Consider the following 14,489-nt stretch of genomic DNA (forward strand, 5'->3'; position numbering starts at 1 on the left):
CAATCTATGACCATCACAATCCATCCAACCGCTATCGTCGATGACGGCGCCATGATCGGCGCAGACACCCGCATCTGGCACTGGGTTCACATCTGCGCCGGTGCCCGCATCGGCGAGCGCTGCTCCTTCGGCCAGAACGTCTTCGTCGGCAACGATGTACTCATCGGCAACAGCTGTAAGGTCCAGAACAACGTCAGCATCTATGACGCAGTCACGCTGGAGGATGACGTTTTCTGCGGCCCCAGCATGGTGTTCACCAATGTCTACAATCCGCGCTCGGCCGTCATCCGCAAAGACGAATACCGCCGCACGCTGGTGAAGCGGGGCGCTACCATCGGCGCCAACGCCACCCTCGTCTGCGGCGTCACGCTGGGTGAATACGCCTTTATCGCCGCTGGCGCGGTCATTACCAAAGATGTGAAACCCTACGCCTTGATGGCCGGCGTCCCGGCCCGCCAGATCGGCTGGATGAGTCAGCATGGAGAGCGCCTGGACCTGGCTCTGGCGGGCGATGGACAGACCACCTGCCCAGCCACCGGCGCTGGCTATCGCCTCGACCACGGCACCGTGAGCCTTGCTGAGCGTTAACACCGCGTCTCAAGGCATACACACGGAAAGAATCGCAAGCGCGTAAATTTTGTGTTGAAAATCGCAACCACTGTACTTTCGTTGCCAATAGACAAAGAACTGAATGACTCCCGCCTCCCCCGAACAGCGCAATACCAGATTCAAAGGTGACGTGCTGCGCCTGGTCTCCGGCACCAGTCTGGCTCAGAGGTTGTGAACAATTCGATTTTCGGGGCATCTTTGTGGCGCAAACTCACCGATCATGACGGATCGACCTCGTACACGCTTTTCAGGAGGTCGCGGCGCTGCGATGCCCGGCCCCGGGGCGATTGGCGGGGTCGCGCGACCTTTTCTTTTATATCAATGCATTATGTTTGCATTGCGGGTTCCGCGGACGCACCTCTCCCGGACCCGAGCAGATCGGGTACCAGCGCGAAGGTGCGCATCAGGTTATGAGCCAGGGCATGCAGTAGCAGCACACAGCGCGTCTTAGAGGTGCCGCGGACCCGCAAACGGATGAGGCCGCGCTCGCGCGCTTGGGCGTTGACGCACTCGGCCGTGGATGCCCGTTCTTTATAGATGTCCTTCGCCGCGTCGGTACCCATGCGTTCGCGCCAGGCGGCGACGGTTTCGCTGTCGCCCGCTTTGGCGACGTGCGGATCGGTCTGCGCGTCGTTCGGTTTGGGGACCGGGGCATACACGACGGTCGACGCGGCGGCCTGTTCGAGTTGCTCGTGGGCCGGGTAGCCACCGTCGACCAGCCACTCGGCGGGGAGCTGCCCGTAGCGGTCGCTGACCTGCTCAATCATGGGGGTCAGTTGCGCCATGTCGGTGCCCGCCGTGGCCGCTTTCACGCCGACAATGACTTGCGATGCCGTGTCGCTGACGAACTGGCCGTTGTAGGCGGGACGATAACCGCCGTCGGCCATCTTCATGACCGTCGCCTTGCATGGCCCCTGACGGGTCGGCGGTTTCGCGCAAGCTGACCTTCCTGCCCATGGCACGCCGACCCTTGCAGGAGACGACGGCGAGGCCTTGTATAGACGCCACGCACAGGCCCGCGCCTCGGTCCAGGTGCGGCCAAGCCCGCAGTGTTTACGTGAAAGTCGCGCCGGGAGCGCGCTCCAATTCTCCCTCCCCTATCGTGGGAGGGCGGTCAGGGGAACGGCCAAGGCGCCCGCCACTTTCGTAGTGCGGGGTGCGCGGGCGCCATGGCCGTCAACCGATCGGGGGGCATCGCCGGCCGGATTTTTTCGCCCGGGACTCGCTCAGGGTCTTGACGGCGGCGAAATCTCCCGTAAATTACTAGCACTCGCACCAGCCGAGTGCTAACACCTTATCCGGTGGCCCGGCCCCGCCCCAGTCCCAGGAGACAAACGACATGAATATTAGACCTTTGAATGACCGTGTGGTGATCCGTCGGCGCGCGGAGGAGCGCACCTCCCCGGGCGGGATCCTGATCCCCGACTCCGCGACCGAGAAGCCGATCCAGGGTGACGTGATCGCCGTCGGCAAGGGCAAGCGGCTGGACAACGGCGAGCTGCGCCCGCTGGATCTCAAGGTCGGCGACCGGGTGCTGTTCGGCAAATATTCCGGCACCGAGGTCAAGGTCGGCGGCGACGAGGTCCTGGTGATGCGTGAAGACGACATTATGGGCGTCATTGAGTAACACCGGCCCCAGCCCGGCGACACTGCCCCTTACTACAAGTTGATTGAGGTTATAAAGCGATGACTGCAAAGGAAATCTATTTCGGGGACGAGGCGCGCGCCCGCATCCTTCACGGCGTCAACATCCTGGCCAACGCGGTCAAGGTGACGCTGGGCCCCAAGGGCCGCAACGTGGTCCTGGAGAAGTCCTACGGCGCCCCGACGGTGACCAAGGACGGCGTGTCCGTGGCCAAGGAGATCGAGCTCAAGGACAAGTTTGAGAACATGGGCGCCCAGATGGTCAAGCAGGTCGCCTCCAAGACCAGCGACATGGCCGGTGACGGCACCACCACCGCGACCGTGCTGGCCCAGGCCATGGTCCGCGAAGGCCTCAAAGCCGTTGCCGCCGGCCTGAACCCGATGGATCTGAAGCGGGGCATCGACCAGGCGGTCGAGGCGGCCGTGGCCGAGCTCAAGGCCATCTCCCGCCCCTGCTCCGATAACAAGGAGATCGCCCAGGTCGGCACCATCTCCGCCAACTCAGACGACTCCATCGGCGAGATCATCGCCGAGGCGATGGGCAAGGTCGGCAAGGAGGGCGTCATCACCGTCGAGGAAGGCAAGTCGCTCGCCAACGAACTCGATGTCGTCGAGGGCATGCAGTTCGACCGCGGCTACCTCTCCCCCTACTTCATCAACAAGCAGGACACCCAGAAGGCGGAACTGGACGACCCCTTCATCCTGCTGCACGACAAGAAGATCTCCAACATACGCGAGCTGCTGCCGGTGCTGGAAGGAGTCGCCAAGTCCGGCAAGCCGCTCTTGATCATCGCCGAGGACATCGAGGGCGAGGCCCTGGCGACGCTGGTGGTCAACAGCCTGCGCGGCATCATCAAGGTCTGCGCGGTCAAGGCCCCGGGCTTCGGCGATCGGCGCAAGGCCATGCTCCAGGACATCGCCATCCTCACCGGCGCCACCGTCATCGCCGAAGAGGTCGGGCTGTCGCTGGAGAAGGCGACGCTGGCCGAGTTGGGTACCGCCCGCAAGGTCCAGGTCAGCAAGGAAGAGACCACCATCATCGACGGCGCCGGCTCCGAGTCCGACATCAAGTCGCGTTGCGAGCAGATCCGCAGCCAGGTCGAGGAGACCACCTCCGACTATGACAAGGAGAAGCTCCAGGAGCGTCTGGCCAAGCTGGCCGGCGGCGTGGCACTGATCAAGGTCGGTGCCGCCACCGAGATGGAGATGAAGGAGAAGAAGGCGCGCGTCGAAGACGCCCTGCACGCCACCCGCGCGGCGGTGGAAGAGGGCGTGGTCCCCGGCGGCGGTGTCGCCCTGGTGCGCGCACTGAGCAAGATCAGCGGGCTCAAGGGCGCCAACAAGGACCAGGACGTGGGCATCACCATTGCGCGACGCGCCATGGAAGAGCCGCTGCGTCAGATCGTCGCCAACGCCGGTGAGGAGCCGTCCGTGGTCCTGAACAAGGTCGCCTCCGGCACCGGCAACTTCGGCTACAACGCCGCCAATGGCGAGTATGGCGACATGATTGCGATGGGCATCTTGGACCCCACCAAGGTGTCCCGTTATGCCCTGCAGAACGCGGCCTCCATCGCCGGCCTCATGATCACCACCGAGGCCATGGTGGGTGATTTGCCTAAGGACGACAAGCCTTCCGGCGGTGCCGGTGGCGGCGGCATGGGTGGGATGGGCGGCATGGGCGGCATGGGCGATATGGACTACTGATCGGCCCCGGCGCTCTCAAGAGCCTGACCAAGCCCCGCTTCGGCGGGGCTTTTTGTTGGTGGCGCTGCTCAATCCAGCTTGGCAGGCTATGCCACCCCCGGAGACCGTAATGAACGAAAGTAACGAGGACCTTGCAGCACTGGAGTCCTTCCTGGGGGCCGGTCTGCGGGAGGTCTTTCTGGAGACCTTCAAACGCCGCTTCGGCGATCCGCCCGACGCCATCAAGGCGTATGTGGATGCCGCGCACGTCATGGAGCTAAAGGAATGGATTCCCAACATCGTCAGCGCCGAGACGCCGGACGACATCTTTTACTCCGACCTCGGGCACGCACTCACGCAATTCGCCGCAGCGGTGGACAAGCGGGATCAAAGTCGGTTCGATGCGGGGACTGACCGACCCGATCGAGCGCCTTGAAACGCGTGGATGGGCGGCCGCGGATACGTTAATCCCGACTTCATCGCCCGCATCGGCACAGTCCCGATACTGCACCGCCCCCAGTCATTCGCTATCCGGCGTCGGTCATAATCCCGGCCACAAGATCTTGGGTTGCGGGGATTTTGGCCACGGAAGCACACGGAAAGCACGGAAAAAGCAGAACGTTTCGGTGTCCTTCCGTGTGTTTCCGTGTGTTTCCGTGGCAAAACGGCGACTGACTTCCGGCGTCCCAAGCGCTGCGCCGCCAACTGACCCGCCGCTTCGGCCCGCTGCCTTCATAGGTCGGAAAACGTCTGGAGCAAGCCGGCGAGACCGAGCTTGAGTCTTGGGCTGACCGGGTGCTTGAGTGCCGGAGCCTTGAGGATGCATTCGGGGGGGGCGGCTTGAGAGCCATTTGCTTTGCCAGCGGGAGGCTGTAGGAGTAGGCTATCGGCGATTGGCCGGCTACGAAGCTCGGCACTTTTTCGTGGTATGCCCCTATTTCCTCGATCTGGCGCCGCGATTCAACCTGGACCCGACCATGGACCCCGCACACTTCGACCTCAACGACATCGAACACGAGCCGACCGACGAACAACTCGCGGCCCTGATGGAGGCAGTTGCGCAAGAGGCTCGCCGCCGCGGCGCACTCGCCCGTACTGAACTGCTGGCCAACCTGAAAGCGGGGCTTGCCGCGGCGATGACTAATCCGGCGACACATGAGCCTGCTTGACAGGCCGCGACTGATCGTGGTCGCTGGCCCCAATGGGGCGGGCAAGACATCCATCACCGAGCAACTGCTGCGCCATGAGTGGATGGGCGGCTGCGAGTACGTCAATCCCGACTTCATCGCGCGGGATCTGTTCGGTGACTGGAACGCCCCTGGCGCCGTACTCCAGGCCGCGCGCCGTGCCGCCGAGATACGAGAAGCCGGTCTGACCCAGGGACGTAGCATTGCATTCGAGACGGTACTTTCCATGCCGGATAAACTGGATTTCATCCGGCGGGCGCGGGATAGCGGTTTTTTTGTCCGTCTGTTCTTCGTAGGCACCGACGACCCCTCCATCAATGCCAAGCGCGTCGCCCTGCGAGTGATGCAGGGCGGTCATGATGTCCCGATCGCCAAGATCATCGACCGCTACAAGCGCTCACTCATCAACTGCGGGGCCGCCGTGCGCTTGGCAGATCGCGCCTACGTTTATGACAACTCAATTGAGAATGCCAGCGCCAGGCTTGTATTCCGCACAACGGATGGCGGGTTAGCCAAGACCTACGGGACTATCAATCCTTGGGCGCAGGCTATCCTGCGCGAGATGTGATTGCGATGGCCCAATACGACGCATCGAGATTGCCGAACTCGGAAATTGCAGGAGATCCACACCATGCTAGCCGAGCGAGTCAAAACCTGGACCCAGGAGTGGAAGGAGCAAGGGTTACAGAAGGCGTTGCAGCAAGAATTACAGAAAGGCGAGGCCAAGCTGCTGCACCGCCAGTTGACCCGCCGCTTCGGTCCGCTGCCTTCATGGACCGAGCAACGCCTGGAGCAAACCGGCGAGGCCGAGCTTAAGACTTGGGCTGACCGGGTGCTTGAGTGCCGGAGCCTTGAGGATGTGTTCGGCGGGGCGGCGTGAGAGCCATTTGCTTTGCCAGCAAGAGGGTGCGGGAGTAGCCTGTCGGCGGTCGGCCGGCTGCAACGCTCGGCACTTCTTCGTGGTAAGTCCCCTAAGTACTGCTCCCGCTGCGCCATTACCAGACGTGCCGCAGGGTATCCGTCGGGTTACGCTACGCTAACCCGACCTACACACTGGTGAATGTGAACATTAAGCCTGATGAAACGACACACAATGATCGCGCTAGCCAGTGGAGCCGTAGTGGTTTGCCTCTGGGCAGTCTCGGGGTTACTCCTTTACCGCCTTCCTGAGCGAGGCACAATCGGAGATATGTTTGGTGCGGTTAACGCCCTCTTTTCAGGCCTTGCGTTTGTGGGAATTCTCTATACGTTACTGCTACAGCACGAGGAGCTAGAGCAGGCAAAAGCTGAATTCAGCCGGAATGCTCAAGCGCAAAGGGAAGCGGCGCAGCTACAGGCACTGACATTACTGTTTCAAGAATACAAGCAGATCTCAGAAGAAAAAAGCCAGGAAATCAATCGCGTTGCCGGTAGCCCGCTGGCAATCAGTAGCGGCTTCTTCGAGACATTACTAAAGGAGCGTGACGTAATCCTCGGGAAAAAATATCAAATATTCTCGTCTCTCGAAAAGACCGCTGGTTTGGAGGGCGTGGTTGCCAAACAAGGCATTCAACCGGATAGCGCGGCCTCCAGCGGGTCCGCGGGTTAGTTTCTTTGGAATTAGGCAAATCAGATGACGCTGTCCATAGAACAACAGTTCGACTTGAAATATCCAGAGCGATTTAATCCATTTTTTGGAAAACCGATTATTGATTCTGGGCTATTTCTTGATGGTGTCGATGACTTTATCGTCAGAGACGAAGATATTTCAATCCGCGCTTTACGTGCTATCACATCAGGACGTGTAGATATATTTAACCAAGAACGCATTTTCTTGTGGCTCGATAAACTTCATTTCCTTGCACAGAAGAATAGTCACAGCGATATTTCTGAGGCATTCTTTTCCGCGATGCAAGCACTTTGTGAAAAAACAGATATGCGCTTTAGGCGCAGGGGTTACAGGACATCGCTAGACAGGGAAGCGGCATCTGAATGTTACGCATTTGGAGGCAATGCTAGTTTGATTTCTTATGGGCTGCGCAAAGTCCGGTTTATTTCTAACCGAGAAGCATATAAGCACTTTGGCGAAAAATATGGATCTGCTCGTCCTTCTCATTTAGTAGACTTCCCTGCGCGATTGCGAATTTTTGTGAAAAACCCAAGAGATAAAGAATTCGCAGAAGAATTTGAGGGGTGCTATGAGGGTGGAGCAACAATTATCAAAGTGGATGATGATTCATGGGAATTATGTTTTGATGCCTATTGTTTGAACACGCATCACGAATATCTTTGGAATCTAAATCTGTGGCATAAGATATTTAAGGCAGTTGAGCCTTTTTTGTCCGATCTACTTGATGCTGATATCGTCTTCACTCGAGAAGATCAATTTAGTGACTGAGTATCGAAGCGGCCTTGATCATAATTCCGGCCAGCGGCGATCGGTCCGCACAGCGGACCCTACGGCTTGCGTCGCGCCCGTAGGGTCCGCTGTGCGGACCGACGACCTCGCGGTTGGTGCGGTGGCCGGGGTTATGACCAAGGCCGTCGAAGCATTGATTAGGTATTCGGCGAGGTGCCTTGATGGACGCTTGGCTTCCGGCAGGCGCGGCATATGGCTTTGGTGTTCTTGCCTGTTGGGGCAATTCGGCATCCACAACACGTCAGGAAATTTTCAGCATGGCGCGAAGAAAAACTTTACCAGCCAATATCCAAGATCATGTAATGCGAGAGTTCAATCATCTTTGTGCGATCTGCGGAAATCCGCGCCCACAAATCCACCACATTGACTGCAATCACTCCAACAACGATGAGCTAAATCTTATCCCACTTTGCCCTAATCACCATCTTATAGATGCTCACTCACCAACCAAGCCAATAAGCCCACTAAAACTGCATCTTTTCCGGAAGCACAGAGACCCTGTTATTCTGCTTTCACAGTTTGATCCGCTCTTCCAGCGGATGCTTTTCCTGCTTACATTGGATCAGCAGCCTCAGGATGCTCATAGAATAGCTTCACAATCTGGGGACTTAATAGACTTTGTCTCGCACCTAAATGTTGGCCCTTACTATTCCAAGCAGTTACGAAAGTGTATAGGATGGATTGAGCCACTTAAGCGAGCAGGAGACTTTGACACTCAAAACCTCATCCGTAACGCACTCTCAGATATAAAGACGTCAGAAACGGCGAGGCAGCGCTATATTGAGCGAGTCTTAGAGCAAAAAGATAAAGCTATTAAACTCATTATAGAAGTCATCAGATTTCAAGATTGGAAATTCACTAATCCGTACGAGACTTGAAAAGCGTAAGTAGCCAAACCAACCCGAGGCTGTGAGGTCCACGCCCATGACCAAAATCGTACTGGATTTCGACACCGGCGCCATGTCGGCACTACGCAAAGGGCCGGGGCAGTTGGCGGAGGAGGTCAAGACTGCCGCCGTGGTCCAATGGTATGCCGAGGGACGTATCTCCCAGAGCAAGGCTGCCGAGATCCTCGGCATCAGTCGTGTCCGATTCCTCGACGAGCTTTATCGTCGGCGGGTGCCTGCGGTTCAAACCGACATTGAAGAACTCCGGGAGGAATTGGCGTGCCTGACCGGATGATCGTCAATGCCTCGCCGCTGATCTTCTTGACCCGGATCGGGGGGTTGGTGTGGCTTTGTGACCTTTGCACGCGACCAGTGGACGTTCCGCGTGGAGTCATCGGTGAAGTCGCCGCCGGTCAGGATGGCCAGAGTATCATTGATGTCATCGCGGCAGAGGGTCGCGTTCGGCAGGTCGAGGATATGGCTGTCCCCGCTGTCATCGCGGCATGGGATCTTGGGCTGGGTGAAACCCAGGTGCTCGCGAATTGCCTCGGACAGTCCGGCGCTGTCGCGGTCTTGGATGACGCCGCCGCCCGGCAATGTGCTCGCAGCCTCGGCATACCCATCGTTGGCACCCTTGGAATCGTGCTCGCCGCCAAGCGCATGGGATGGATCGCTGCCGCTCGCCCCCTCGTTGAGCGACTACTGAGCGACGGACTCTATCTGAGCCCGTCACTGGTAATCGAAGCATTGGCAGAGGTTGGAGAATAGGCCGCGATCGGCAATCACGCTTTGATCGTCTCTCCAGCCACCCCGGGGGCAGAGTGCAAGGCTTCAGCCTGGGATGGGCAGGACCAAGGCTGAAGCCTTGGACTCCAGAAGATGGCCGCGGGCTTCGGGGCGCACAGCGCCCAACACATGCGTGACACCGCTGGAGCGGTGTCACGAGGGGGTGGGGTGGCCGCGCTTATCAAGGCCCGATTTCGCAAACCCGAAAATCCGCTATCTTCATCACCTCCATGTTTGAATTCCTCTTTGAAATCATTGGCGAGTTCCTGCTTCAAGCCGTTGGCGAAGCACTCGTTGAACTCGGCTTTCATTCGTTGGCCGAACCATTTCGCCGCCCACCAAATCCATGGGTGGCTGCGCTGGGCTATGCGCTCTTTGGGGCCATCTTTGGCGCCTTCAGTCTGCTGGTCTTTCCCAGCAGCCTGGTTCCTGCGGCATGGCGATTTCCCAATCTGATGGTCACGCCGTTGGCCGTCGGCGGGGTCATGGTCATCATGGGCGCCTGGAGGACGCGTCGCGGGCAGCCGGTGTTGCGGATCAATCGATTTGCGTACGGTTACCTGTTCGCTTTCGCGTTGGCACTCATACGCTTCTTCTTTGCGGCTTGACGGAGCGCATTGCGCCTGGGCCGCAACGACCGCATATTGGCAGCCAACGCCGGGCCAGTTGGCCTGCAACCCCATTCGAGAGCCCTTACCATGGCCAAAGCCCCAATGTCCAGCGGCCTTGCCGTCCCCAGTAAACGCCTGGCCAGACTCTGGCACCTGGGCCGTGCCAGCGGCGACCTGGCGCTCGGGATCGGGGCGCGCGGCCTGATCGAGTTGGCGCTCAACCGCGACGGTGGGATATACCGCCCCCAGCTCTCTGCCGCGAGCACGCAACGCTTCACGGATCGGCTGGCGCGGATGCGCGGGGCGGCGATGAAGATGGGCCAACTGATGTCACTGGACGGCTCCGACCTACTCACCCCGGAGGCCGCCGAGATCATGGCCAGCCTGCGCGACCGCGCCCAGCCGATGCCGCTGGGCCAGGTTAATCAGGTCCTCTCGGGCGAGTTGGGGGCCGACTGGGACAAGCGCTTTCACCGCTTCAACTTCACCCCAATCGCCGCCGCTTCCATCGGGCAGGTGCATCGCGCCGAGACCCGTGACGGCCGGCACCTGGCCATCAAGATCCAGTTTCCCGGGGTACGCGAGAGCATCGACAGCGATCTGGACAACTTCTCCTTCCTGGGGCAGACCCTGGGGCTCGCGCCCAAGGGGGTCGACCTGGCGCCCGTCCTGGCGGCGGCGCGTCGCCAACTCCACCAAGAGGCCGATTATCTAGCCGAGGCCGATTCCCTGGAGACCTACGGGGGGCTGGTCGGCGACGACCCCGACTTTCTGGTGCCCAAGGTTCATCGGGACCTCTCCAGCACCCGCGTGCTCGCCATGGACTTCGCCACCGGTATCCCGGTGGATCAACTTACCGGGGAGACGTTTCGCCAGGTGGAGCGTGACCGTGCCGCCACGCTCCTGGTCCGACTGCTGCTGCGCGAGTTGTTCGACTTCGCGCTGGTGCAGACCGATCCCAACTACAGCAACTTCCTCTATCAAGCCGAGACCCGCAAGCTTGTCCTGCTCGATTTTGGTGCCACCCAGCGGATCGCCCCCGCGCTGGTTGGGTACTACCGGCAGATGATGCAGGCGTCCGTCGTCGGGGACACGGACACGGTGCGCCAGTGCGCCGTGGCCCTGGGCTATCTGGACCCTGATTCCTCCCCGGAACAGGCCCTGGACATTGCCGAGCTGATCGCGCTCACCGGCGAACCGCTGCGCCATACCGGAGCCTATGACTTCGGGGCGTCCGATCTGTTTGAGCGGGTCTATGTCCGCGGGCGGGACCTCTTCTTCGACGAGGCCTTCGGCCGGACCCCCGACCCGGCGACCTTCTTCCTGCACCGCAAGTTCGTCGGCACCTTCATGCTCTGTCGCCGCCTGCGGGCACGGGTGGACCTGAACGAATTGATGGCGGCCTATACGTGACGCGTCGCGGCCTGGTGCCCGCTCCTGCGGCGTAGGAGCGGCCCCCAGGCCGCGACGGGTGCCGCAAGGGCGTTGACCGTAAGCGTGCTAGCGAGCGGAGGCAATAATCCTGACGTGCCATCATTAAGAGTGTGCGCAAATCGCGCTCTTAATGGGGCTTATGATGAAAAAAATATATCTCGCGGTTGCCGCGATGAGCTTGATCAGCTCGACGGCGCTGGCCCAATTCGGAAACTTTGACGAGGCGCTCAATACACTGTTCGGCGGCGGGAATCAGACGCAGCAGAGCTACCAGGAGCAACAGCGGTATCGGGATCAACAACGCTACCAGCAGCAACAGCGCTATCAGCAGCAGAGGTATCAGCAGCCACAGCGCTACGAGGGGCAGGATCGCCGCCGCCACGCTTGCCCGCCGGGGTTGGCCAAAAAGGGTAAGGGCTGCGTGCCGCCGGGGCACAAGAACAAGTGGTAATGCAACCGTTGCGTTGACCTTGACCATCGTTGCGGCCGCCCCCTATGCTGCGCGTCCGTACTTGCTGAGAGATTGCCATCCATAGCCTGGATTCGGGCGTCCCGACCGGAATGACGATCAACCTAGAAAGAGCGGTTCTCACGCCAAGGCGCCAAGCTCGCCAAGGTTTTCTAAAACGTTATTGACGTTCGGCGGCTCACCCGCACGGTGATGCCGATGCTGCGCACATCTCGTTGTTTCTTATTGGCGTCTTGGCGTCTTGGCACCTTGGCGTGAGCAATTGCCGGATTTAGGATAATGGAAGCCGAAAGGCCGCCTTCCTTGGCCCACTGCATGGCGCGGCTAACCGGTTACCGCACCGCGTCCCCCGACAATTCCAACACATCGCCATTGCCCAGAAACATCGCGTTATTGGAGCCGTGTTGGGCGCTGCCGCGCACCACCGGTAGACCGGCAGCCACCATCTTCTCGACCGCCAGCGCGCCGGTACAGTGATTGCAGCCGAAGTGTGCGATGCCATAGCCCCCCAGCGCGGCGATCACGGCGTCCTTCTCTGCATTCCAGTCCTCGAATGGGGCGATATGCAGACCGCCATAGACCGCATACAGACGCTCGCCGCCGACGAAGGATTGGCGGGCATAGTCGAGTAGATTCAGCACCCCACCATGACCGCAGCCGGTGACCATCGCCAGGCCCTTGCCCTCGATCTCGAAATACAGCACGTTCTCGCCCGCGACCTGCAACAGGGTCTGCAATCGAACAGCACCCGGTGTAGCCGGCCATCCGGGGTTTCCGCTTCGAGCAGGGCCGAGGAACCGGCGGCATTGTCGGCATGCAGTTGCGCAAAGGGCGGCCAGGGCAATTGATATTGGCTGGCGTTCATGCCGCCGGCCGCCATGATATCGGCCAACAGGGTCGGGGTATCGAGCCAGCCGATTTCAGAAATACACTTTATGCTCAGTCGCTTGAGTGCGCCGATTGCAATCGGTTGGGCCGGCGGTGGGGGCGCGGCAGTGGTGGTATTCAGGTCTTGCATGGCGGCTCCGGTTGATGACCAATGCGGCGCAGAGCGCCTGAGACAGGTGGGCCTGTGAAAGTATTCGGCGTAGGTCGGGTTAGCGCAGCGTAACCCGACATGCCGAGGTGCAATGTCGGGTTACGGCGCGCGTTAAGCCTCTATTTTCTTATTGAGCGCCGTACCACGCGCGCCTAACCCGACCTACAGGATCGCGCGGACGTGGAATATCTTCACAGTCTCTTGAACAGTGTCACGAGTAAACGGTGCGACTACCCCGCCGCCAGCGCCTGTTCCAGGTCGGCAATGATGTCGTCGATGTGCTCGATGCCGATGGAGAGGCGCACCAGGTCCAGGGAAACACCGGCGCGGGCCAGTTCTTCCGGTGAGAGTTGGCGGTGGGTGGTGGTGGCCGGGTGGCAGGCCAGGGTCTTGGCGTCGCCGATGTTCACCAGGCGCACCGCGAGCTTGAGTGCATCGATGAACCGGGCGCCAGCATCGAGCCCGCCCTTGATGCCGAATGACAGAATGGAACTGGCCTTGCCGCCATCCATATATTTCTGCACCAGCGGGTAGTCGGGGTTATCCGGCAGACCGGCATAGCGGACCCATTCCACCTTGGGGTGGCCCTTCAGGTACTCGGCGACCTTCAGCGCATTCTCGCAATGGCGGTCCATGCGCACATGCAGGCTCTCGATCCCTTGCAGGAGCAGGAAGCTGGTAAAGGGCGAGATGCACGCACCCATATTGCGCAGCGGCACCACCCGGGCGCGGGCGATATAGGCGGCGGCCCCCACATCGCGCGTGTAGACCACGCCATGATAGGAGGGGTCGGGCTCATTGAGCATCGGGAAGCGCTGCGCATGCTGCGCCCACGGGAACGAGCCTGAGTCGACCAGGATGCCGCCGATGCTGGTGCCGTGACCGCCCATGTATTTGGTCAGTGCATGGACCACGATGTCGCCGCCGTGCTCGAAGGGGCGGCACAGATAGGGGCTCGGCACCGTGTTGTCGACGATCACCGGCACGCCATGGGCGTGGGCCATGTCGGCGATGGCGGTAATGTCCGCCACATTGCCGGCCGGGTTGCCGATCGACTCGCAGAAGACCGCCCGGGTCTTGCCGTCGATCTGCGACTCCATGCCCGCGATGTCGTTGGGGGCGGCGAAGCGCACCTGGATGCCGAGCCGCGGCAGGGTGTGGGCGAACAGGTTGTAGCTGCCGCCGTAGAGGGTGGAGACGGCGACGATATTGTCCCCGGCCTGGGCGATGGTGAAGATGGCGTTGGTCACCGCCGCCATGCCGGAGGCGAGCGCCAAGGCCCCGACCCCGCCCTCCATGGCCGCCACCCGCTGCTCCAGCACGTCGCTGGTGGGGTTCATCATGCGGGTGTAAATGTTGCCCGCCACCTTCAGATCGAAGAGGTCCGCCGCGTGTTGGGTGTCGTCGAAGGCGTAGCTGGTGGTCTGATAGATGGGCGTGGCGACCGACTTGGTGGTGGGATCCGGGGTGAAGCCGGCATGGATGGCCTGGGTCTCGATCTTCATGGGGTCTCCGGGGGACTGGTCTCGTTAAGGCGGGCGCCGGGCGGCCCGCCGATGGTATCGATCGATCAGCGGGCTGTCGATGGGTCGGCGAGGCGGACGCACGGCAAATCCGTTCTAGCCCGCCGTGGCTGGCCGTCCCCGCCGACGGCGGGAATTTTCGGTCATGCCCAGGTAGTCGAACACCAGGCGGACGTTGCGTGCCAGGCGCTGGATGGTGGCGGCGACGGTGTCGCGGGA

The 14,489-nt window shown here is 60.7% G+C and carries 17 protein-coding genes and 1 pseudogene; 15 read left to right on the forward strand and 3 right to left on the reverse strand.

Annotation, left to right across the window (positions count from 1 at the left end):
- The first annotated feature begins 6 nt into the window (after window positions 1-6).
- Window positions 7-588, forward strand: a complete 582-nt coding sequence (locus tag QZX93_RS23570) for an acyltransferase (protein WP_295384453.1) — start codon at window positions 7-9, stop codon at window positions 586-588.
- A gap of 347 nt (window positions 589-935) precedes the next feature.
- On the opposite strand, the pseudogene QZX93_RS23575 reads toward QZX93_RS23570, so the two are convergent.
- Window positions 936-1,514, reverse strand: a pseudogene (locus QZX93_RS23575) (transposase); the annotation flags it as partial.
- Window positions 1,515-1,948: 434 nt separating this feature from the next.
- Here QZX93_RS23575 and QZX93_RS23580 point away from each other — a divergent pair.
- From QZX93_RS23580 to QZX93_RS23645, 14 genes are all read left to right on the forward strand, one after another.
- A complete protein-coding gene (locus tag QZX93_RS23580) occupies window positions 1,949-2,236 on the forward strand; it encodes a co-chaperone GroES (RefSeq protein ID WP_295384454.1) in 288 nt (95 codons plus the stop codon).
- 59 nt (window positions 2,237-2,295) lie between these two features.
- Window positions 2,296-3,957 (forward strand): chaperonin GroEL, encoded by a 1,662-nt coding sequence (gene groL / locus QZX93_RS23585; protein WP_295384456.1) that lies wholly within the window; start codon window positions 2,296-2,298, stop codon window positions 3,955-3,957.
- 109 nt (window positions 3,958-4,066) lie between these two features.
- Window positions 4,067-4,372, forward strand: coding sequence for a hypothetical protein (locus QZX93_RS23590; protein ID WP_295384458.1), 306 nt, complete (start codon window positions 4,067-4,069; stop codon window positions 4,370-4,372).
- Window positions 4,373-4,829: 457 nt separating this feature from the next.
- The gene (locus tag QZX93_RS23595) at window positions 4,830-5,105 is read left to right on the forward strand and encodes a hypothetical protein (protein WP_295384461.1); all 276 of its coding nucleotides are present in this window, start codon (window positions 4,830-4,832) and stop codon (window positions 5,103-5,105) included.
- Window positions 5,092-5,691 (forward strand): zeta toxin family protein, encoded by a 600-nt coding sequence (locus QZX93_RS23600; RefSeq protein WP_295384463.1) that lies wholly within the window; start codon window positions 5,092-5,094, stop codon window positions 5,689-5,691. Before QZX93_RS23595 ends, QZX93_RS23600 begins: the two co-directional genes overlap by 14 nt.
- 63 nt (window positions 5,692-5,754) lie before the next feature.
- Complete coding sequence (locus QZX93_RS23605) at window positions 5,755-6,003, forward strand: DUF4351 domain-containing protein (RefSeq protein ID WP_295384465.1); 249 nt, start codon at window positions 5,755-5,757, stop codon at window positions 6,001-6,003.
- A 213-nt stretch (window positions 6,004-6,216) separates the two neighbouring features.
- Window positions 6,217-6,711: a hypothetical protein gene (locus QZX93_RS23610; RefSeq protein WP_295394975.1), complete on the forward strand. Its 495-nt coding sequence runs from the start codon at window positions 6,217-6,219 to the stop codon at window positions 6,709-6,711.
- A gap of 24 nt (window positions 6,712-6,735) precedes the next feature.
- A complete protein-coding gene (locus QZX93_RS23615) occupies window positions 6,736-7,500 on the forward strand; it encodes a hypothetical protein (protein WP_295384470.1) in 765 nt (254 codons plus the stop codon).
- Between the two features lie 182 nt (window positions 7,501-7,682).
- A complete protein-coding gene (locus QZX93_RS23620; RefSeq protein WP_295384472.1) occupies window positions 7,683-8,399 on the forward strand; it encodes an HNH endonuclease signature motif containing protein in 717 nt (238 codons plus the stop codon).
- A 46-nt stretch (window positions 8,400-8,445) separates the two neighbouring features.
- Complete coding sequence (locus QZX93_RS23625; protein WP_295384474.1) at window positions 8,446-8,703, forward strand: UPF0175 family protein; 258 nt, start codon at window positions 8,446-8,448, stop codon at window positions 8,701-8,703.
- Window positions 8,700-9,176, forward strand: coding sequence for a DUF3368 domain-containing protein (locus tag QZX93_RS23630; protein ID WP_295384479.1), 477 nt, complete (start codon window positions 8,700-8,702; stop codon window positions 9,174-9,176). The genes QZX93_RS23625 and QZX93_RS23630 overlap by 4 nt, the downstream gene beginning before the upstream one ends.
- 248 nt (window positions 9,177-9,424) lie before the next feature.
- Window positions 9,425-9,802, forward strand: a complete 378-nt coding sequence (locus QZX93_RS23635; protein ID WP_295384483.1) for a hypothetical protein — start codon at window positions 9,425-9,427, stop codon at window positions 9,800-9,802.
- Window positions 9,803-9,892: 90 nt separating this feature from the next.
- Window positions 9,893-11,218: an AarF/ABC1/UbiB kinase family protein gene (locus QZX93_RS23640; RefSeq protein ID WP_295384485.1), complete on the forward strand. Its 1,326-nt coding sequence runs from the start codon at window positions 9,893-9,895 to the stop codon at window positions 11,216-11,218.
- A 193-nt stretch (window positions 11,219-11,411) separates the two neighbouring features.
- Window positions 11,412-11,690 carry a hypothetical protein gene (locus QZX93_RS23645; RefSeq protein ID WP_295384489.1) on the forward strand — a complete coding sequence of 93 codons (279 nt, stop codon included), beginning with the start codon at window positions 11,412-11,414 and terminating at the stop codon, window positions 11,688-11,690.
- Between the two features lie 350 nt (window positions 11,691-12,040).
- On the opposite strand, the gene QZX93_RS23650 is transcribed toward QZX93_RS23645, so the two are convergent.
- Window positions 12,041-12,445 (reverse strand): hypothetical protein, encoded by a 405-nt coding sequence (locus QZX93_RS23650; RefSeq protein ID WP_295384491.1) that lies wholly within the window; start codon window positions 12,443-12,445, stop codon window positions 12,041-12,043.
- A gap of 532 nt (window positions 12,446-12,977) precedes the next feature.
- Window positions 12,978-14,252: an aminotransferase class I/II-fold pyridoxal phosphate-dependent enzyme gene (locus tag QZX93_RS23655; RefSeq protein ID WP_295384493.1), complete on the reverse strand. Its 1,275-nt coding sequence runs from the start codon at window positions 14,250-14,252 to the stop codon at window positions 12,978-12,980.
- Window positions 14,253-14,489 lie beyond the last annotated feature (237 nt).

The organism is uncultured Thiodictyon sp. (genome assembly GCF_903946935.1).
Classification (GTDB): domain Bacteria; phylum Pseudomonadota; class Gammaproteobacteria; order Chromatiales; family Chromatiaceae; genus Thiodictyon.

What these genes read in the sequence shown, in the direction of transcription:
- QZX93_RS23620 (WP_295384472.1), top strand. Translation starts at nt 7,683, where the DNA reads ATGGACGCTTGGCTTCCGGCAGGCGCGGCATATGGCTTTGGTGTTCTT.
- QZX93_RS23625 (WP_295384474.1), top strand. Translation starts at nt 8,446, where the DNA reads ATGACCAAAATCGTACTGGATTTCGACACCGGCGCCATGTCGGCACTA.
- QZX93_RS23580 (WP_295384454.1), top strand. Translation starts at nt 1,949, where the DNA reads ATGAATATTAGACCTTTGAATGACCGTGTGGTGATCCGTCGGCGCGCG.
- QZX93_RS23655 (WP_295384493.1), bottom strand. Translation starts at nt 14,252, where the DNA reads ATGAAGATCGAGACCCAGGCCATCCATGCCGGCTTCACCCCGGATCCC.
- QZX93_RS23645 (WP_295384489.1), top strand. Translation starts at nt 11,412, where the DNA reads ATGAGCTTGATCAGCTCGACGGCGCTGGCCCAATTCGGAAACTTTGAC.
- QZX93_RS23590 (WP_295384458.1), top strand. Translation starts at nt 4,067, where the DNA reads ATGAACGAAAGTAACGAGGACCTTGCAGCACTGGAGTCCTTCCTGGGG.
- QZX93_RS23570 (WP_295384453.1), top strand. Translation starts at nt 7, where the DNA reads ATGACCATCACAATCCATCCAACCGCTATCGTCGATGACGGCGCCATG.
- QZX93_RS23630 (WP_295384479.1), top strand. Translation starts at nt 8,700, where the DNA reads ATGATCGTCAATGCCTCGCCGCTGATCTTCTTGACCCGGATCGGGGGG.
- QZX93_RS23610 (WP_295394975.1), top strand. Translation starts at nt 6,217, where the DNA reads ATGATCGCGCTAGCCAGTGGAGCCGTAGTGGTTTGCCTCTGGGCAGTC.
- QZX93_RS23615 (WP_295384470.1), top strand. Translation starts at nt 6,736, where the DNA reads ATGACGCTGTCCATAGAACAACAGTTCGACTTGAAATATCCAGAGCGA.
- QZX93_RS23600 (WP_295384463.1), top strand. Translation starts at nt 5,092, where the DNA reads ATGAGCCTGCTTGACAGGCCGCGACTGATCGTGGTCGCTGGCCCCAAT.
- groL (WP_295384456.1), top strand. Translation starts at nt 2,296, where the DNA reads ATGACTGCAAAGGAAATCTATTTCGGGGACGAGGCGCGCGCCCGCATC.
- QZX93_RS23605 (WP_295384465.1), top strand. Translation starts at nt 5,755, where the DNA reads ATGCTAGCCGAGCGAGTCAAAACCTGGACCCAGGAGTGGAAGGAGCAA.
- QZX93_RS23635 (WP_295384483.1), top strand. Translation starts at nt 9,425, where the DNA reads ATGTTTGAATTCCTCTTTGAAATCATTGGCGAGTTCCTGCTTCAAGCC.
- QZX93_RS23640 (WP_295384485.1), top strand. Translation starts at nt 9,893, where the DNA reads ATGGCCAAAGCCCCAATGTCCAGCGGCCTTGCCGTCCCCAGTAAACGC.